At 72.1% G+C, this 17,635-nt stretch carries 20 protein-coding genes and 2 tRNA genes; 12 read left to right on the top strand and 10 right to left on the bottom strand.

Annotation, left to right across the window (positions count from 1 at the left end; translation table 11 throughout):
* Nucleotides 1-58: 58 nt before the first annotated feature.
* A complete protein-coding gene (locus IG02_RS0108935; protein ID WP_030743955.1) occupies nt 59-409 on the bottom strand; it encodes a metallopeptidase family protein in 351 nt (116 codons plus the stop codon).
* 211 nt (nt 410-620) lie between these two features.
* On the opposite strand from IG02_RS0108935, the gene IG02_RS0108930 reads away from it, so the two are divergent.
* From IG02_RS0108930 to IG02_RS0108920, 3 genes are all read left to right on the top strand, one after another.
* A complete protein-coding gene (locus IG02_RS0108930) occupies nt 621-1,280 on the top strand; it encodes a hypothetical protein (protein WP_051764725.1) in 660 nt (219 codons plus the stop codon).
* A gap of 326 nt (nt 1,281-1,606) precedes the next feature.
* Complete coding sequence (locus IG02_RS0108925) at nt 1,607-3,682, top strand: DEAD/DEAH box helicase (protein WP_030743951.1); 2,076 nt, start codon at nt 1,607-1,609, stop codon at nt 3,680-3,682.
* 203 nt (nt 3,683-3,885) lie between these two features.
* Nucleotides 3,886-3,958 (top strand) — tRNA-Lys (locus tag IG02_RS0108920).
* Nucleotides 3,959-4,114: 156 nt separating this feature from the next.
* Here IG02_RS0108920 and IG02_RS0108915 read toward each other — a convergent pair.
* From IG02_RS0108915 to IG02_RS36105, 5 genes are all read right to left on the bottom strand, one after another.
* Nucleotides 4,115-4,552, bottom strand: a complete 438-nt coding sequence (locus IG02_RS0108915) for an NUDIX hydrolase (RefSeq protein WP_030743949.1) — start codon at nt 4,550-4,552, stop codon at nt 4,115-4,117.
* A gap of 456 nt (nt 4,553-5,008) precedes the next feature.
* On the bottom strand, nt 5,009-5,407 hold the full coding sequence (locus tag IG02_RS36110) for a hypothetical protein (RefSeq protein WP_234314670.1): 399 nt from the start codon (nt 5,405-5,407) through the stop codon (nt 5,009-5,011).
* Nucleotides 5,408-5,651: 244 nt separating this feature from the next.
* On the bottom strand, nt 5,652-5,900 hold the full coding sequence (locus IG02_RS0108895; protein ID WP_030743947.1) for a hypothetical protein: 249 nt from the start codon (nt 5,898-5,900) through the stop codon (nt 5,652-5,654).
* Nucleotides 5,897-6,112 (bottom strand): hypothetical protein, encoded by a 216-nt coding sequence (locus tag IG02_RS0108890; RefSeq protein ID WP_030743945.1) that lies wholly within the window; start codon nt 6,110-6,112, stop codon nt 5,897-5,899. The genes IG02_RS0108895 and IG02_RS0108890 overlap by 4 nt, the downstream gene beginning before the upstream one ends.
* Complete coding sequence (locus tag IG02_RS36105) at nt 6,109-6,576, bottom strand: hypothetical protein (protein ID WP_051764721.1); 468 nt, start codon at nt 6,574-6,576, stop codon at nt 6,109-6,111. Before IG02_RS36105 ends, IG02_RS0108890 begins: the two co-directional genes overlap by 4 nt.
* Nucleotides 6,577-6,742: 166 nt before the next feature.
* On the opposite strand from IG02_RS36105, the gene IG02_RS0108880 reads away from it, so the two are divergent.
* From IG02_RS0108880 to IG02_RS0108865, 4 genes are all read left to right on the top strand, one after another.
* Nucleotides 6,743-8,023, top strand: a complete 1,281-nt coding sequence (locus IG02_RS0108880) for a tetratricopeptide repeat protein (RefSeq protein ID WP_158712265.1) — start codon at nt 6,743-6,745, stop codon at nt 8,021-8,023.
* Entirely contained in the window at nt 8,020-8,508 is a 489-nt protein-coding gene (locus IG02_RS0108875) for a GNAT family N-acetyltransferase (RefSeq protein WP_051764719.1), read from the top strand. Before IG02_RS0108880 ends, IG02_RS0108875 begins: the two co-directional genes overlap by 4 nt.
* 433 nt (nt 8,509-8,941) lie before the next feature.
* Nucleotides 8,942-9,196, top strand: coding sequence for a hypothetical protein (locus tag IG02_RS0108870; RefSeq protein ID WP_030743932.1), 255 nt, complete (start codon nt 8,942-8,944; stop codon nt 9,194-9,196).
* A gap of 445 nt (nt 9,197-9,641) precedes the next feature.
* Complete coding sequence (locus IG02_RS0108865) at nt 9,642-11,810, top strand: peptidoglycan recognition protein (protein ID WP_234314669.1); 2,169 nt, start codon at nt 9,642-9,644, stop codon at nt 11,808-11,810.
* A gap of 216 nt (nt 11,811-12,026) precedes the next feature.
* On the opposite strand, the gene IG02_RS0108860 is transcribed toward IG02_RS0108865, so the two are convergent.
* Nucleotides 12,027-13,022, bottom strand: a complete 996-nt coding sequence (locus IG02_RS0108860) for a helix-turn-helix transcriptional regulator (RefSeq protein WP_030743927.1) — start codon at nt 13,020-13,022, stop codon at nt 12,027-12,029.
* Nucleotides 13,023-13,116: 94 nt separating this feature from the next.
* Here IG02_RS0108860 and IG02_RS0108855 point away from each other — a divergent pair, with 94 nt between their 5' ends.
* Nucleotides 13,117-13,515 (top strand): VOC family protein, encoded by a 399-nt coding sequence (locus IG02_RS0108855; RefSeq protein WP_030743926.1) that lies wholly within the window; start codon nt 13,117-13,119, stop codon nt 13,513-13,515.
* A gap of 330 nt (nt 13,516-13,845) precedes the next feature.
* Nucleotides 13,846-14,589: an SDR family NAD(P)-dependent oxidoreductase gene (locus IG02_RS0108850; RefSeq protein ID WP_030743923.1), complete on the top strand. Its 744-nt coding sequence runs from the start codon at nt 13,846-13,848 to the stop codon at nt 14,587-14,589.
* 65 nt (nt 14,590-14,654) lie between these two features.
* On the opposite strand, the gene IG02_RS0108845 is transcribed toward IG02_RS0108850, so the two are convergent.
* Complete coding sequence (locus tag IG02_RS0108845) at nt 14,655-14,975, bottom strand: hypothetical protein (RefSeq protein ID WP_051764717.1); 321 nt, start codon at nt 14,973-14,975, stop codon at nt 14,655-14,657.
* Between the two features lie 263 nt (nt 14,976-15,238).
* Nucleotides 15,239-15,472 (bottom strand): hypothetical protein, encoded by a 234-nt coding sequence (locus tag IG02_RS0108840; protein ID WP_037802667.1) that lies wholly within the window; start codon nt 15,470-15,472, stop codon nt 15,239-15,241.
* Nucleotides 15,473-15,663: 191 nt separating this feature from the next.
* Between IG02_RS0108840 and IG02_RS0108835 the strand changes: the two genes are divergently transcribed.
* Nucleotides 15,664-15,879, top strand: a complete 216-nt coding sequence (locus tag IG02_RS0108835) for a hypothetical protein (protein WP_030743914.1) — start codon at nt 15,664-15,666, stop codon at nt 15,877-15,879.
* A 28-nt stretch (nt 15,880-15,907) separates the two neighbouring features.
* On the opposite strand, the gene IG02_RS0108830 is transcribed toward IG02_RS0108835, so the two are convergent.
* A complete protein-coding gene (locus IG02_RS0108830; RefSeq protein ID WP_030743912.1) occupies nt 15,908-16,585 on the bottom strand; it encodes an HAD family hydrolase in 678 nt (225 codons plus the stop codon).
* A gap of 94 nt (nt 16,586-16,679) precedes the next feature.
* On the opposite strand from IG02_RS0108830, the gene IG02_RS43605 reads away from it, so the two are divergent.
* Both IG02_RS43605 and IG02_RS0108820 read left to right on the top strand, forming a co-directional pair.
* Nucleotides 16,680-16,943: a hypothetical protein gene (locus IG02_RS43605; RefSeq protein WP_324604724.1), complete on the top strand. Its 264-nt coding sequence runs from the start codon at nt 16,680-16,682 to the stop codon at nt 16,941-16,943.
* An 84-nt stretch (nt 16,944-17,027) separates the two neighbouring features.
* Nucleotides 17,028-17,101: transfer RNA gene (locus IG02_RS0108820), tRNA-Met, on the top strand.
* Nucleotides 17,102-17,635: the final 534 nt, after the last annotated feature.

Raw genomic sequence — 17,635 nt, 5'->3', positions numbered from 1 at the left:
TTCCGGGGCCGGCGGCCGGTGGCCGGGTGGTGAACGGTTCCCGCGCGGCGCCCGGCCGTCAGCCCCAGCCCAGTTCGTGCAGCCGCTCGTCGCTGATGCCGAAGTGGTGGGCGATCTCGTGCACGACGGTCACCGACACCTCCCGCACCACCTCGTCCTCCGTCGCGCAGTGGCGCAGGGTCGGGCCCATGTAGATCGAGATGCGGTCGGGCAGGACGCCCGCGTACCACTCGCCCCGGTCCGTGAGCGGTGTGCCCTCGTACAGCCCCAGCAGTTCGGGGTCGGAGGGGTCGGGTTCGTCCTCCACGAAGACCGCGACGTTGTCCATCACCCGGGTCAGCTCCGGGGGGATCCGGTCGAGGGCGTGGCTCACCAGCTCTTCGAACATCTCGCGTGTCATCTCCAGCACATGGTCATTGTCCAGTGCCCGCCTGTGGTTCCGCGCCGGTCCGCCGGCCGGCCGTCCCGTCCGCCGCCGCCGAGGAGCCGGGGCCCGGGCCGCGCTTCTCGTACGAGCTACCGGTCCGGGCGTGTCCCTGGTGGCGGAAAGGAAGTTGAGCAGTGCGATCGACCTCCGCCGTCGGCGGGGAGATTCCGTCTCGCGCCCCCCGGAGGCCCTCGTGCGCCAGTTGTCCGCCCCAGGCCGTCTCGCCGTCTGGATCGCCGCGTCGCTGGCGGTCGCCGCGACCGGGGGCTGTATGAACGTCGGTGACGACGGAGGGAAGCCCGTGCCGTCGCGGTCGGCGGACCGCGTCGAGGACGGGACGGAGCCCGACGGCGGTACGGACGAGGTCGGGGGAGCGCCGCACTCCTGGCACGGCCGCGCGGGCGACGGGAGCGGGGCCCATGAGCACGGGGACGCCAAGGGGGGCGCGGACGGCAGGGACGGCGACGGTGACGGCAGCCGGGGCGGCGGGGCCGAGCGGGCGCGCGGCGCCTCCGCGGAGCCCGGGGCGCGGACCGAGCCCTCGCGGCCGTCGTCGGCCGGTGGCGGGAAGGCGCAGGGGGGCGACGGGCCGAGCGCGCCGGGCCGGGACGGCGAGCCCGCTCCGGAACCCCCGCACACCACGCCGAGCGCCCCCGTGCCCCCGGCGCAGAGCCCGGACCCGGGCCCGGGGCCCGTACCGGAACCGGAGTCGCCGAAGCCGGCGGACCCGTCCACGACCCCGTCGGCCGCGGTGCGTTCGGGCGGGCTGGCGGCGGCCGGCGGGGCGGGGCCGGAGACGGGGCAGGGGATGCGGGACGAGCGGGAGGCGTCGCCTCAACTGGGCCCGAGGTAGCCCCTGAACGCGGCCGCGGCGGTCGCGCGTCGCGTGCCGGTACGGGGGTGCGGGGTGTGCGGTGCGGTGGCGCGGGGTGCCGACGGCCGGCCGTACGGTGGGCGGCCGTACGGGCGGGCCGTACGGACGATCCGGAGGCGGTTTGCCTTACCGGGGGGTGGGTGCGTATGGTAGTAGATCGTTTGATCATTGCCCGGCGCCGAAACAGAAGAGCGCCGTGTGGCGCGTACTCTCCCTCTGCCGTGGCAGACCGCATTGAGGCGGTCGAAATGCGAAATCACGGGGTTTGGGCGCGTGCCGAGACTCCGGAAGGTTTCGCATTTCGCATGTCCATTTCCAGCGCTGACCGCGTCGTCGTGTCCGAGGACGACTTCATCGACAACGAGCGTGACGACCAGCCCGCGCCCACGGCCGCCGAGGACGCCGTGGCAACCGACGGGGCCGGGGCCCCGGAGGTCACCTTCGCCGACCTGGGCCTGCCGGACGGCATCGTCCGCAAGCTCGCCCAGAACGGCGTCACCACCCCCTTCCCGATCCAGGCCGCGACCATCCCGGACGCCCTGAACGGCAAGGACATCCTGGGCCGTGGCCGTACCGGCTCCGGCAAGACGCTCTCCTTCGGCCTGCCGCTGCTGGCCACGCTGGCCGGCGGCCACACGGAGAAGAAGAAGCCGCGCGGCGTCATCCTCACGCCGACCCGTGAGCTGGCGATGCAGGTGGCGGACGCGCTCCAGCCGTACGGCGACGTGCTCGGCCTGAAGATGAAGGTCGTCTGCGGCGGGACGTCCATGGGCAACCAGATCTACGCCCTGGAGCGCGGCGTCGACATCCTCGTCGCCACCCCCGGCCGGCTGCGCGACATCATCAACCGGGGCGCGTGCTCGCTGGACCGGGTCCAGATCGCGATCCTCGACGAGGCCGACCAGATGTCGGACCTGGGCTTCCTGCCCGAGGTCACCGAGCTGCTCGACCTGGTGCCGGCCGGCGGCCAGCGCATGCTCTTCTCCGCGACCATGGAGAACGAGATCGGCACGCTGGTCAAGCGCTACCTGACCGACCCGGTCAGCCACGAGGTGGACAGCGCCCAGGGCAACGTCACGACCATGACGCACCACGTGCTCGTGGTGAAGCCGAAGGACAAGGCCCCGGTCACCGCGGCGATCGCCGCCCGCAAGGGCCGCACGATCATCTTCGTACGGACGCAGCTGGGCGCCGACCGGATCGCCGAGCAGCTGCGCGAGGCCGGGGTCAAGGCGGACGCGCTGCACGGCGGCATGACGCAGGGCGCGCGGACGCGGACGCTGGCCGACTTCAAGGACGGTTACGTCAACGCGCTGGTGGCCACCGACGTCGCCGCCCGGGGCATCCACGTCGACGGGATCGACCTCGTACTGAACGTGGACCCGGCCGGGGACCACAAGGACTACCTGCACCGCTCGGGCCGTACGGCGCGGGCCGGCAAGTCCGGCGTCGTCGTCTCGCTGGCGCTGCCGCACCAGCGCCGGCAGATCTTCCGGCTGATGGAGGACGCGGGCGTCGACGCCTCGCGGCACATGGTCGGCGGGGCCGGGGCGTTCGACCCGGAGGTCGCGGAGATCACCGGAGCCCGGTCGCTCACCGAGGTCCAGGCGGACTCCGCGAACAACGCCGCCAAGCAGGCCGAGCGGGAGGTCTCCGACCTGACCCGGCAGCTGGAGCGCGTCCAGCGGCGCGCCGTGGAACTGCGCGAGGAGGCCGACCGGCTGGTGGCCCGCGCCGCGCGGGAGCGGGGCGAGGACCCGGAGGCGGCGGTGGCGGAGGTCACGGCCGAGGCCGAGCGGGCGCTGGAGGAGGCCGTGGCGGCAGCGGCGGCGGCCGCCGTACCGGCACAGCGGGAGGAGCGCCGGGGCGGCCGCGACGAGCGGGGCAACTTCGGCCGCCGTGACGACCGCGGCGAGCGCAGCGGGCGAGGCGGCGCGCGGGGCTACACGCCGCGTGACGACCGCGCCGGTGACCGCGGTGAGCGGAACGACCGGGGTGACCGTGGCGACCGTGGTGGCTTCCGCCGGGACCGGCGCGACGACCGCCGGGACGACCGGGGCGGTTTCCAGCGCCGGGACGACCGGGGTGACCGGGGCGGCTTCCGCCGTGACGACCGGCGCGACGACCGCAGGGACGACCGTGGCGGGCGCTCCTTCGAGCGCCGCGACCACCGGGGCGGCGACCACCGGGGCGGCGACCGCCCCTTCAACCGCGACCGGCGCGACGACCGCCCCTCGGGCGGCTACCGCTCCGGCGGCCACGACCGCCCCGCGACCCGCCGCGACGACCACCGGAGCGACTTCCGGGGCGGCTCGACGGGCACCGGCACCGGATCCTTCGGCCGCCGCGACGACAAGCCGCGCTGGAAGCGCAACGGCTGACGCGTGAGTCCGAACGGCCCGACGCGGCCCGTGACCTGACGCTCCACCAGGGCCCGTGCCCCACCCCCGGGTGAGGCACGGGCCCCGCGCCACCTCCGCGACACTCCCCGAGAACACGCCCCACCCCGCGCGACATCCCCACAGGGGGGATACCCGATCGGCTCACCGCCCCGGGCGGGCTATGCTCGTGTGTGTTGTGCCGAGGGCCGTTAGCTCAATTGGCAGAGCAGCGGACTTTTAATCCGTTGGTTGTGGGTTCGAGTCCCACACGGCCTACCGATCGCAGGGCAAGGAAGCATCCTCTGACCTGCTACTCAGCGCCTCGACCGACCGAAGCCGGTCGAGGCGCTTCGTCGTACCCGGACGCGTGCACGCCACCCGGGCCGGCTCATCTCAGTGGCGGCCCAGTGGCATGTTGACGTACTCGAAGGCTCAGAGCGATGTCTCGCCTCCGAGACTTCCGGTAGTGATGGCGCCCCGCAGGACGTGAGCGATCTCCTCGGGCTTGAGGTCGATGCCGTCGAGCCCCTCCGCGGTCAGCGGGATCTCCTCCAGCGCGTATTCGCCGCGGCCCTCGGCGCTGAACTCGGGACCGGTGCGGTCGTCGAAGGACCAGGTCGCGATGCGGGCGAGGTAGAAGAGCTGACGCTCGTCGTGGGACTCCATCGTGTGGAGGAGGCGGATGATGTCGGCCTTCCCCGCGATCTCCTCGTGGATCTCCCGGTGGAGGGCGGCCTCCCGGGACTCGTCGCCGGGTTCGACGCCGCCGCCGGGCAGTACCCAGTACTCGGGGATGTCGGGCCTGGTGCGGCGGATGACCAGCATCGTGTCGTCAGCGGTGACGAGGACGGCGCGGACTCGTTCGATCATTTCGGTTCGTCTCCTTGCTTGTTGGCGGTCTCAGTGCAGCAGCCGGCCGCCGTCGACGTGGACGGACTCGTGGCGTACAGCACCGCGAAGGCCGGGCTCCTGGGCCTGACCGCCGACCGGTCGGGGCGAGACAGGGACCCCGTCGGCAGGGTCAGGCGGCGCCGCCTCCGCAGCACAGGCATGGCACGGTGACCGGCCCGGCGGCGGTGGCCATTACGGTGAACCCGCCTCCGAGACACCGGGGTGCCCCAGCGGCACGCCTCTTGGGCCGCCGCGCGGCCACCGTCCTCCACCGGCTATGGAAGGCCAGGACGGCGGCCATCTGCCGATCACGAGGTGTAGTCATGTCGACACCCTGGAGTCGCGGTGTTCAGTTCGGGGACGGATCGCAGGTGGGTGCATCGCATGGGTAGTCCTCGCAGGAGCTCGGGCTGTGCCGGCAGTCGGCGGCCACCCTCATGGACCGGTCACGCGCCGGCTGCCACAGCTCCTGATCGACGTCGAAGCCGGCCGCGTTGATGGCGGTCTGCGTGACCTCCAGGATGCCGGGGGCCCGGTCGGCGTCCGGCGCCTGGGGCACGTGGTGGACGTACCCGCCGAGATCCCGGCAGAGCCGGTGTAGACGCGGGTGTGCAGAATCAGCGCGTGCCACCCCTCGTCCACGACCCGGGACGGCGCCAGCTGGAAGCCGGGCCGGGCCGCCGCGGTGGCCACGAACTTCAGGCTCTCGGTGACGACGCGCCCGGCGTTCGTCTCGTCCAGGTCCGGGTTGGCGCGCTGGACGGTTCCGGCGACGGCCACGAACTCCTTGGCCGTCAGCAGGTTCCGGGCGTCTCGCTCGGCGGTGATACTCATCGTGCCTCCTGTTCTCGGATGGGTGGTGGAACCTGCCCCGGCCGGGAGTCCTGCCAGGGATGCCTCCGGCCGGGGGCGGAGGATCAATGGGGGTGGCCGGCGGGGGCCGGACCGGGCCGGGGGCATGCGTTCCGGTGGAGGAGTACGTCGGCAGCGGCGGCCGAGCCCGTGTCCACGATGTGGCGGTCGATGTCGTCCGGTGCGATCGGCTGATCGCAGCGAGCACAGAGCATCAGGTCCTCCGTCAGCAAGGATGGCCGGCGGTTACGTACGGCCGGGCCGGGTCGGCGTGTGCGGTGTGGTGCATGAGCATCAGGTGTCCCAGGCAGCCGCGGCAGACGAACAGTGGTGTGTCGTACGCGTCGTGCCCGGGACCGCCGGGGCTGGACATCGTGCCGATCCGGACCGTGGCGAGCTCGGGCCGACGGCAGACGAAGCAGGCGCCGAGCTTCCAGTCGACGGCTCCGGGAAGTGCGAGCCCGAGGGAGATCACGGGCAGGCCCAGACCTCGGCGTTCAGGACGTGCGCGCCCTGCGAGCCACGGGACCACCCGGCGTATACGGCGCCGGATGTGAGCCGGGCCTCACACGCGTAGCAGTTCCAGACGCGGGCCTGCCCGTACGTGAGTGCGTGCACGGACGGGACAGGCGCCTCGCGGCAGGGGACCGACGCGACCGTCGGAGGCGGCTCGGCCGGTGCGGTCACCAGGCGCTCCCCCGGAGATCGGCGGCGGTCAGGAGCTGGGCCACCGCGTCGGGTTCGCACAACTGGCGGGGTTGCCTGACCGGGACGGCCCAGTGGGCGCCCGTCGGTCCCGTGCGGTCGATCCGAGGGGCGGCGAGGTACGCGCCCCTGCCGAGAGCGACCGCGTCCGGCGAGCGCCAGGACGACGCGGTGCCTGCTGGCACGAGCGCGTAGTGCCGGCAGGCGGGGGCCCAGACGACAGGGCCGCCCAGTGTGGCCAGGGCGGCGGACACGGTGCTTCGGTCGGTGGTGCCGGCCGCCGCGTAGACGACACGGTCAGGGATTTTGATGGCGTCGAATCGGGTACCGAGCGCGAGCACGGCAGGCCGGCCGTTGCTCCAGTCCCAGGCCGCAGAGGTGCGGTCGGCGTTCGCGGCCGCCAGCCACTCCTCTGCGGAGGTGAGGGCAAAGTGATGCTGCGTCATGGTGGCTCCATGTGACGGCTGTATGGCTCACGTCACACCGTCCCGCGTCGGGTGGAGACGCGAAAGGAAAGTCCTTCGGCAGCGACTTCACGGGAGGGGGAAACTTCCCTTCGCAGCGAGTCACCACCCGGCTACCGTGGCGACCGACACGCGGCAGGGAGTCTTGATGACCAGCCATCACTCCAACGAGACACTGCGGCGCCTCATGGCCGCCTTCGGGTTCACGCGGGAGTCGCTCGCAGACGAAGTGAACACCGTAGGCGAGAAGATGTTCGGAACCGAGGGCAGATGCTCAGCCCGCCTCGTCGGCCTCTGGACCAGCGGGAAAGTCACCTGGCCCCGAGACCGAAGTCGGCTTCCGCTCGAAGCGATCTTCTGCAGGCCTGCCAGCGAACTCGGCTTCCGGGCTCCCAGCTCAGCACCCAGGCGCGTTACCGTGCGAAGACCCGCACACGCCACACACCAGGACGCTCCCGTGCACCGTCGACGATTCGTCCTCAACCTGACGGGCACCCTGCTCGCACTCCCCGCCCTGCCCGAATCCGGCCGTCTCGGTATGGCCGACGTAGACCGCGTCCGGACCGTCGCCGTTCGACTTCATCAACTCGATGACAGTCACGGGGGCGCGGAACTGTCCGCAGTCGCCGGCCACTACATCCAGCACGTAGAGGAAGCGGCCCGGCGCTGCACTTACAGCGACCGCGTACAGACCGGCCTCTACAAAGCGCTCGGCGAAGTCGCCACGTCGGCCGGGTGGTTCGCCTTCGACACGGGGAACCAGCGGACAGCTCGACGGTGGTGGGACACCGGGCTCCGCTACGCCATGCTGGCGCAGGACAAGGCGCTCCAGGCCCGCATCTGGTCGTCGATGTCCCACCAGGCCGCCGTCCTGGGACACGGAGGCGAAGCGGTCGCCATCGCCCGAGCCGCGCTCGCTGAAACACGGGGCCGACGGGACGGTCAGCTCTCGGCCCTCCTGCACACCCGGGTCGCCCGGGGGCACGCGGTGCAGGGGGAATCGGGGCGGTACGGCCAGTCCATGCTCCGGGCCGAGCAAGAGTTTGAACGGCACCCCGAGGAACCGCAGCGCTGGTTGAGGTTCTTCAACTCGGGCGAGATCTCGAGCGCGGCCGCGCTCTCCGCCCTCGACCTGGGCCGGCCCGACAACGCGGTGAAGGCATCACGGGAAGCGCTGGCCGTTGTGCAGGCAACGCCGCTGCGGCGAAACGAGTTCGCAGCACACGTCAGGCTCGGGCGGAGCCTGGCCGCTGCCGACGAACTGGATGAGGCCATCGCGTCCGGGGACAAGGCGCTCGACCTGCTCCCCGGGGTGAGCAGTCCCCGTATCAGCGCCGTCTTACGACAGCTGCGAAACGATCTGCTCGACCGCTGCTCAACCCGAGCTGCGGATTTTTCAGCGCGCTACGAGGCGGTGGCTACCTCATGACCGTAGATCTGCTCACGATCACGTACTACACCCGAGAACGGCTCCCGGAAATCCGGGACACCATCCTGGACGTATACGCCGATGTGTACGCGGACGAGGTCGCGACCAATCCGTTCTTCTCCATGGACCGCTTCGAGGAGCGACTGCAAGGACACACCTCCGCCCCGGGATGGTCCTGCGCCGTGGCTCAAGTCGGCGACCAGGTCGCGGGCTACACCTACGGATTCACGGCCCGGGACGAGGCCGGAACGTTCAAGCTGTGCGAAAACATGCTCCGGCCAACCTGGCGCAAGCGGGGCATCGCCAAGCTGATGCACGACGAACTCGTGGCACAGCGGACAGAGGAGCGTATCCAGCTCCTGGTGCGCCGCGAGCGGCCCCGCCTCCGGGCGATGTACGAGCGGTGGGGATACGAGCACGCGGGCGAGAAGCTGCCGTTCCCGGACTCGCCGCTGTACGACGTGATGGTCCTGCCACTGCGCTGAACAGCCGGAACGACGAAAGCGCCCCTGCCCTCCCGGAGGCTTAGGTTCTCACGGTCGCTGCGTCTACCGGCTCGGGCATCGTGCGAAGTGCGGGCGCGGCGCCGGCGGGGGTGTCTCCGGTGAGGGAGAGGCCGGCGAGCAGAGTCGGCGCGGCGAGGACGGCCGTACGACGTGGATGACGTGTCATGTCGCTCATGCTCTGAGGCGTGCGGTCAGGGGGAACGTCTCTGCAAACGGGAATCACTCGAATGCATGACGACGAACCAGAAGTCAGGTCGCTTCCACGGCAGGCGACGCCGGGTGCGGTTACTTCTCAGGGGTGGTTTGGCAGATGGATCCCCCATCTGGCGGTTGAGGGCAATCCGGGCGGGCGAGCGTAGGGGTGCGCGAGGCCCGCCGATGGCCTGCGCTCCCGGGCAGGAAGGAGGAAGTCATGGCCACGTACAACACTGAGATTCAAACCGGTGGTGGCGGCTGGCAACGAGATGAGCCGCTGGAACTCAGCATCAAGAACCGCCGCAGCGTTGTCCCCGCGGACGGCCGCCCCGCAGAGGGCACGACGGTGAGCTGGAGCAGTGACGCGGGGAAGGGGTCGGTGACCTTCTTCGACGGCGGGAACAACTTCCAGGGGACTGCACAGTTCCCGGGCGAGGGCCCAGTCGCGTACCGGGGCCAGTTCCGGGGGTGACCCGGCTTATGCGTAATGGGCTCCCCCGCCCGGCAACAGCCAGGGCGGGGGAGCCCATTACGTGCTGGTTCGTCGGAGGAGAGCGAGGGCGGCCAGTCGCGGTGCCGGTCACCCCGGCGAGGGAGGCGATCGTCGGGCGCGGCCACCGCACCCGCTTCCCCCAGGGCGGATGAAGCGGGTGCTTCTCGTGTCGGTGTATGTTCCCGGCGGGTGCCGAAGGTGACGATATGGGTGCGCTTTCGGCTCATACGCATTCATACATGGACAGGGGTGGGGCTGCGTGAAGCGGCGTCTGGTGTGGAGTGCCGCGGCTGTCGCCGTGGCGGGGGTGACCGGTGTGCTGGTCGTGCAGGGAGGCGTTGGGGGTGATTCCGCTGATTCCGCCGGAGGGGGGTCTTCGGACAGCAGACCCGGGCCCGTCAGGGCGCAGGCGGAGACGGCGGGCATGAAGCGGGGAGAGGACGGCCGGAGTGCGTCGCTGGAGCGACGGGACACCCGGCCGTTCAGCATGGTGGGGGTGACGTGGACGGATCCGGCCGCGCGGGTGACCGGGACGGTCGAGGTCCGGGCGCGCGAGGCGGGGAGTGGCGCGTGGTCGCCGTGGCTGCGGCTCGACGGTGACAGCGGGCAGGGGGAGAGCGGGGCCGCCCGGGGCGGTACGGAGCCGGCCTGGGTGGGGCCGTCCGACGGGGTGGAGGCGCGGGTGCGTTCCGCGGCGGGGACCTCGGCCGGCCTGCCGGCCGGGCTGCGGCTGGACCTGATCGACCCGAAGGCCGCCCCGAGTTCCGAAGATGCCAACGCCATGGAGCCCGCCGCCTTCCGTGTCGGGGAGGTCGGGGAGAGCGACGAGCCCGTCCCCGACGGAAGCGGGCCGGCCTCCCAGGACCCCGCTCCGGACGGTTCGTCGGATCCGGCCCCCCAGGAGACGGAGGAGCCCGCGCCGGAGGTGTCGCCGTCCGTACCCGAGACCTCCCCCTCCGCGCCCGCCCCGGGTGGTTCCGCGTCGCCGTCCACACAGCCGTCGCCGTCCGCCCCACCGTCGGCGAGTGCCACGCCGAGCGGGACGCCGTTGCCGCCCGCGCCGCCGTCCACCGCGCCCAGGCCGCCGATCACTTCGCGGGCCGGGTGGGGAGCGGACGAGTCGATCAGTCCGGAGGAGCCGGGGTATCTGCCCGACGGCAAGGTCAAGGCGGTCGTGGTGCACCACACCGCCGAGTCCAACAGCTATACCTGCGCCCAGGGGCCCGCTGTCGTGCGGGGCATCTACGCGTACCACGTCAAGCAGCTGGGCTGGAAGGACGTCGGCTACAACTTCCTCGTGGACAAGTGCGGCACGGTCTACGAGGGCCGCAAGGGCGGTGTCGACCGTCCCGTGATGGGGGCGCACGCCTACGGCTTCAACGCCGAGACCACCGGCATCTCCGTGCTCGGCACCTACACCGACACCGCGCCGCCCCAGGCCGCGATGGTCTCCGTGGCGCGGATCGCCGCGTGGAAGCTCGGCCAGTACGGTGTCGACCCGGCCGGCACGACCACACTCACCGCGGGCGACAGCGGCCGCAACTACACGGGGAAGACGTGGGCCAAGGGCGCCGGCATGACGTTCCCCACGATCCACGGCCACCGCGACGGCTACAACACCCAGTGCCCCGGTGACGCCTTCTACCAGCAGCTCGCCACCTTGCGCTCCTGGGCGGCGGGACCCGTCACCGGTCTGACCCTCTCCTCGGTGACCGGCGCCGGAAAGGCCGGGACCACGTACTACACCAAGGCCGGGATCACCGTGAAGTGGTCCGCCACCACGCCCACCGCGCTGATCAAGCAGTACGAGCTCCTCGTCGACAACAAGGTGGCGGCGACCACGACGGGCGGCGCGACCTCCGCCACCGCCAGTCTGGCCGCGGGCAAGCACGCCGTCGCCGTACGGGCCGTCCACCAGTCCGGCAGGACCACGACCACACCGGCCGTGACGGTCGTCGCCGAGACGACCGCCCCGTCCTTCACCACCAAGCCCTCCCTCGCCCTGCGCACCGGCACGGTCAGCACCACCGCCGTACCCGTCACGCTGGGCTGGAAGGCCACCGACGCCGCCGCGCTGAAAGAGGTACGGCTGACGGCGCCGGTCGCCAAGGTCTACGGTCCCACCACCTCCAGCGCCGCCCACACGGCCAAGCCGGGCACGGCGACGGCCTGGAAGATGACGGCCCACGACCAGGCGGGGAACACCGCGAACGCCTCGGTCACCCAGACGCCGGTGATCGTCCAGGAGACCTCGGCCACCCGGGCCGGCAGCTGGACGGCCAAGTCCTCCAGCAGCTACCTCGGCGGCAAGTCCTACTCCAGCTCCGCCAAGAACGCGAGCCTGAGCTGGACCTTCACCGGCAAGTCGGTGGCCTGGATCGTCTCCCGCGCCTCGTCCTCCGGCCAGGCGCACGTCTACGTGGACGGCACCAAGGCGGCGACGGTCGACCTCAAGTCCGCCACCACCAAGTACCGCGACGCGGTCTGGACCAAGACCTGGTCCACCAACGCCAAACACACCATCAAGATCGTCGTCGTCGGAACCTCGGGCCGCCCGACCGTCACCACCGACGGGATCGCCTACCTCAAATAGGGGGAGCGAAGCGGCACGACGTCGGGGGGCGGAAGACTGGCGAACTGCTGGTCTCCCGCTCTCCGTTCGCCGAGCTGTCTCTCGACAGCGGGTTCCTAGGGGCGTTCTCGTCCCGGCCGGCTCGACCGGCCCGCGGCCGGCTGATGTGAACCGTCGCCGGCAGGACCCGCTCACCTGACGCGCGGTGTGCCGCCTCATGACAGCGGGTCCTCGCCGTCAGGCTCGGCGGGCGTAGGACGTGAGGCGCTCGGCGAGCGCGACGACGAGGTCGCGCAGTTCGTCGGGGCGCTCGACCACGAACGGCCGGTCGAGTGAAGCGAGTACCGGAGGCAACCAGTCGAGCCGCTCCACCCGCAGCTCGACGCGCAGCCAGCGCTCGGTCGCCCGGTCCGCGACTGCCGCGGACTCGTACTCCTCCGTCTCCAGACCGGCGACGGTGGCGGGAAGGCGGGCGCGGATCTGCTCGACTGTCCCGTGGATCCGCAAGGTCACCTCATGCCGGTACTCGGCCGTGGCGAACGCTGCCAACACCCGTTGTGCCGGACCGGGACCCACGGGCGGTTCGAACGACCCGGGCAGCGGCCGCGCGTCCGCGATGCGATCGAGCCGGAAGGTCCGGTCCTCGCCGATCCGGTCGTCCTTGCCCGTGACGTACCACCGGCCCGCATGGGCGACGATCCCGTATGCGTGCAGCGTGCGTTCGCTGCGCCGGCCGTCGCGGTCGGTGTAGCGGATCGAGACCGGTCGGCGGTGGCGCACCGCGTCGGCGACGGCGAGCAGGACCTCGGCGTCCGGGGTGTCGAAATCGCCGGGCTGATCCGTGAAGGCGAGAGCCTCCAGAAGTGTGTCGAGCCGACGGGCGAGGTGCTGGGGCAGCACCCGCCGGATCTTCGCCGACGCGGTCTCGCTCGCCGTGTGCTCCGTCGTCGTCAACCCCGCTCGGCGGCCGGCGACCAGGCCGAGCAGCACGGCCAGCGCCTCGTCGTCGCTGAGCATGAGCGGAGGCAAACGGTACCCGGGGGCGAGCCGGTACCCGCCGTAGCGGCCGCGCACCGATTCCACGGGCACGTCGAGGTCGATCAGATGGTCCACATACCGCCGCACGGTGCGCCCTTCGACGCCGAGCCGGTCGGCGAGTTCGGCCACGGTCCGGGTGCCGCCCGACTGCAGCAGCTCCAGGAGTGTCAGCACGCGGCCGGTGGGTCGAGGCATGTTTTGCAGCCTAACGCGAATAGTGGACCGATTCTGTCCACTATTTCTCCTAGTCTGCGACCTGTACGCCGTCGGCACAGCCAAGGAGATTCCCATGGACTTCGTCTCGATCCGCATCATCACCAGCGACGTGGCGCTCCTCGTCGAGTTCTACGAGCGAGCCACCGGGACGCGGGCGGCCTGGGCCACCGAAGACTTCGCCGAACTCAAGACCGCGGGCGCCACCCTCGCGATCGCCGGCAGCCGCACCGTCCCGCTGTTCGCCCCGGGCTCCGCCCGCCCGGCGGACAACCACAGCGTGATCACCGAGTTCCTCGTCGACGACGTGGACCGCGTTCACCAGAACCTGACCGGCTTCGTCACCGACTTCGTCAACGGGCCCACCACGATGCCGTGGGGCAACCGGTCGCTGCTGTTCCGCGACCCCGACGGCAACCTCGTCAACTTCTTCACCCCCGTCACCCCGGCGGCCATCGAAAAGTTCGCACGTTGACGCCACTCCCTGTAAGGCGCTGCGCCCGGGAAGGCTCGCCCGGACGGCTGTCCGTCGATCCCCGGGCGATCGGTGCCGCCACTCGTGTGCGCGGCCACGGCTGGCTCTCGCTCAGCCGGCCGGGCATCGGCCACAAGAACCTGGACGCTCTCGTGCGGCCGTGAGCCGGCGCTCACCCGACGCGACCGGCCTGCCGCGTCCCGCCCCACCGGCGTGTGCCTCCCCGGCCGGGCGTGGGAACCGAACGTGAGGTCGAAATGCCGCCAGACTCCTCGCCCCGGACGTACGAGCATCGGCATGTCCGCGAACACGACAGAGGGATGGGCGAACATGACCGCGGTGCTTGAGGGCAAGGTGGCATTCGTGACCGGTGGCAGCCGGGGCATCGGCGAGGCGGTCGCGCTGAGGCTGGCCGAGGACGGCGCCGATGTCGCGCTGACCTGTCAGCACGGTGTCGAGCGCGCGGCCTCCGTGGTGGACCGGATCAAGGCTCTGGGCCGCCGCGCCTGGGCCGTCAGCGCCGACTGCGCGGATCCGGCGGCGGTGCGCGACGCGGTGGATCGGGCCGCAGCCGAGTTCGGCCGGCTCGACATTCTCGTCAACAACGCGGGGGTCGGTGTGCTCGGCCCCGTCGAGGACCTGTCGCCGGCGGACGTCGACCGCGTGCTGAACGTCAACGTGCGGGCGCCGTTCATCGCGTCCCAGGCCGCGCTCCGGCACATGACCGAGGGAGGGCGGATCATCAACATCGGCAGTTGCATGGCCGAGCGCGTCGCGTTCCCCGGGGGTTCCCTGTACGCGACGAGCAAGACCGCCCTGACGGGCCTGACGAAGGCGCTCGCGCGTGAGCTGGGTCCGAGGGGCATCACGGCCAACCTGATCCACCCCGGGCCCATCGAGACCGACATGAACCCCTCCGACGGCCCGGGCGCCGAGACGCAGCAGGGTTTCACCGCGCTCGGCCGCTACGGGCAGCCGTCGGACGTCGCCGCGACCGTGGCCCACCTCGCCGGTGCGGGCGGCCGGTACATCACGGGCGCCGCCATCGCCGTGGACGGTGGCTTCGCCGCCTGAAGCCGCCCGGCACCTCGGGATCTCGGCCGCGTCGGCGGGCGTGGCCGGTGCGCCGGCGGGGCGTGTCACAGGCGGGGATAGGGGAGCGTGCGGTTTCCCGCGTGGGGGGTGCGGGCGGCCGGCCCCGTCCTGGCGGATCCGCAGCCGCGGCACGCTCTGCGGGTCGCGGCGAGCACGCGGCCGGCCGGGCCGTACCGGTAGCGGTCCTCGACCATCCCGCCGCACCCGGCGGTGGAACACCGCGCGGTCACCCGGGCGGTCGAGAGCACCGGGCCGGGGCTCGGCGGGCGGTCGCAGAAGAGGCACGGGAAGAGGGTCTGGCCGTCCTCGTTCTCCACGTAGGCGATCGCGTCGGCGGCCTTGCAGTGGGGGCAGATGAGCGCCATGGCGTCCAACCTCGTCTTGTGGGGACGGACGAGTTCTATGCCATGGAGTGACGGGTGTGGGCCGGTCCGGGCTGTTCTCACCCGGTCGGGTGGATCCGCACGGCCGGGCGGATCCGCGGCGGGCGGATGGCGCCGCACGGGGCGGTGTGCGCCCGGGGCGGGGTGTCCGCACGGGCGGGTGGGGCCGCTCGGCCGGCGGGACGTCGGCGGGCCGTCGGCAGGACGTCGGCCGCCGGGGCCGCCAGGGCCGTCGGGCCCGGTGGTCAGGCCAGGCGGTTCTGCATGTCCGGATCCTCGGCGGCGGTGGGCAGGGGGCGGTGGCCCTCGGAGTGGTGGTTGACCCAGCCGCAGACCCCGCAGCTGTAACGGCCGTCGAGGCCGGCGATCTGCGTACCGCACTTGCGGCACTCCGCGTACGTGATCTGCGGGCCGTCCTCCGGCTCGGGAGCCGTGACCGGCTCCACCTCGGGAGGCCATGTGCCGATGCGCTCGCTCATGTACCGGAGGTTACCCAGCATCGGCGCGGGCACCGCGCCGGAGTGTGACCATCGCACCGCAGGGTGGGGGTGTGACAGCCGGACAGGTCCTGGACCGTCGGGCACCGCGGGCCGTCGGGAGCCGCGGACCGTCGGGAGCCGCGGACCGTCCGGAACTGCGGACCGGTCCGGAACGTCGCACCCTGGGGCCTATGGGTGAGGCTCCGATCGTCGTTCACCGGCCGTCCAGGACGGGCGGCAGGAGGGTCACGGTACGGGGGCGGATCATGGGGCTCGCCCATTCGGACGACCATCTGATCGAATTTCTGCGCCAGGCGGGGCTGCCGGACGCGTGGGAGCTGCTGGACGATCCCCGCTGGGTGGAGTGGCAGGGCGGGGCGCCGCACGAGTACGACGCGGGCGTGTGAGCGTTCGAGCGGCGTTCCCGGAGGCGGTTCAGCCGCCGGCGTCCGGCTCGCCCGGTGTGTTCCCGGTGCCGCCGCCCGCGATCGCCGTCAGTTGCGCCAGGCCGTCGATCCGCCAGTCCGCCGCCGCCACGACCTCGGGGGCGTCCGCCCACAGGTAGCCCCACGGCCCGCGCCGCAGATGCGCCGTCCGCAGGCCCGCCGCCCGCGCCGGGAAGAGGTCGTACGCGGGGTGGTCACCGACGTACACCGTCCGCTCGGGCGCCGTCCCGGCCACCTCGATGACGCGCGCGAAGAACTGGGGCGAGGGCTTGGCCACACCCCATTCGGCCGAGGTCGCCACGAGATCGGCGGGCAGGCCGAGGCCGCGCAGCAGTTCACCGGCCCGGTGGGTCTGGTTGCCCGCCAGGACCACCCGGACGCCGAGCGCGCGGACGTCGGCCAGGGCGGACCGTACGTCCGGGTAGAGGTCGCTCTCGTCCAGGTGCTCGCCGTGCCCGGCCGCCTCCCGGGCCCGGTACGCCTCGTCCAGGTCCAGGCCCGGCCGGAGGAGCCGCAGCGCGTCGCCGGCGTCGTGGTTCCGTACGGTGGCGGCGCCGACGAGCGCGGAAACGGTGTGCCGGGGGACCCCCAGCCAGTCGGCCCACGAAGCCCACTGACGGTCGTCGCGGACGAGTGTCTCGCCGATGTCGCACACGATGGTTTCCATGGTCGTCAAGGGATCAACCATCGGTCCCACTCCCGGTGTTGGATTACGGGACACGCTCTGCCCATTGTCAGTGGCGGGCCGTAGCCTAGTACCCATGTCCGCATCCTCACCCGCTTCCTCAGACGACCGTGTGACCGACCGTGCCGACGACGCCGCCACTGACGGTGGTGCCGCCGCTGCTGCTGCTGCTGCTGCCGCCGCTGCCGCCGTTCGCTCCGCCGCTGTGGTCAACGCGGAGATCCGGGCCCTGTGGGGCCGGGCCGGCGGTGCGCTCTCGCCTGCCGAGCAGGAGCACTATCAGCGCCTGCTGGTCGAGTGGGCCGCCGCCGTCCGGGCCGATGTGGTCGAGGCGGCCTGACGCCGGCCCGTGGTGGTTTTCGTCAGCCCGCGGCGGGATGTGGTCATGAGCTTGCTCAGGATGGCGTAGAGTTGTGTTCACCGACGCGGGGTGGAGCAGCTCGGTAGCTCGCTGGGCTCATAACCCAGAGGTCGCAGGTTCAAATCCTGTCCCCGCTACTAGTAGGGCGAAGGCCCGGATCCTCCGAGGATCCGGGCCTTCGCCGTTGTCCGGGCGCGCACCGCCCCCGCCCGGGTGCGCCGACCGCCGCGGCCTCGACCGGCCGATCGCTCCATCCGTCGTCTTCCGACCGCCCCGTTGTCCACGTATTGGACGCTTCGCCCACTCGGCGGACGGCGAGTCGCCGCTCGGGCGAACAGCGGTCAGCCTGGATAGGCAGGGCGCGGTACCGTCCGCAGCCGCAGGCGGACCGGCAGGAGACCTTTCGTGGGGATGCTGACGAAGCTGCGAGAACGCGCCGGCCGTGACGGCGGTGCGAACGCCGGGGGCGGGCGGGGGGCCGACGCGTGCCCCGACGAGAGCCGCGCCGGGCGCGGGCCGCGCGGGCAGGCAGGGCGGACCGGGTCAGGAGCCGGCTCGGGGGCGGGAGCCGGATCGGGCACCCACTCGGGCTCAGGCGCGGGCGGCGACCGCGGCGGTCTCGGCGGACACCACCTCAGTGGTCTCGGCGGCGGTTTCGGCGGCGGTCGTGG

The sequence above is a fragment of the Streptomyces sp. NRRL F-5135 genome (assembly GCF_000719775.1).
Lineage (GTDB): Bacteria > Actinomycetota > Actinomycetes > Streptomycetales > Streptomycetaceae > Streptomyces > Streptomyces hebeiensis.
This window is presented reverse-complemented; position numbering and strand designations above follow the sequence as displayed.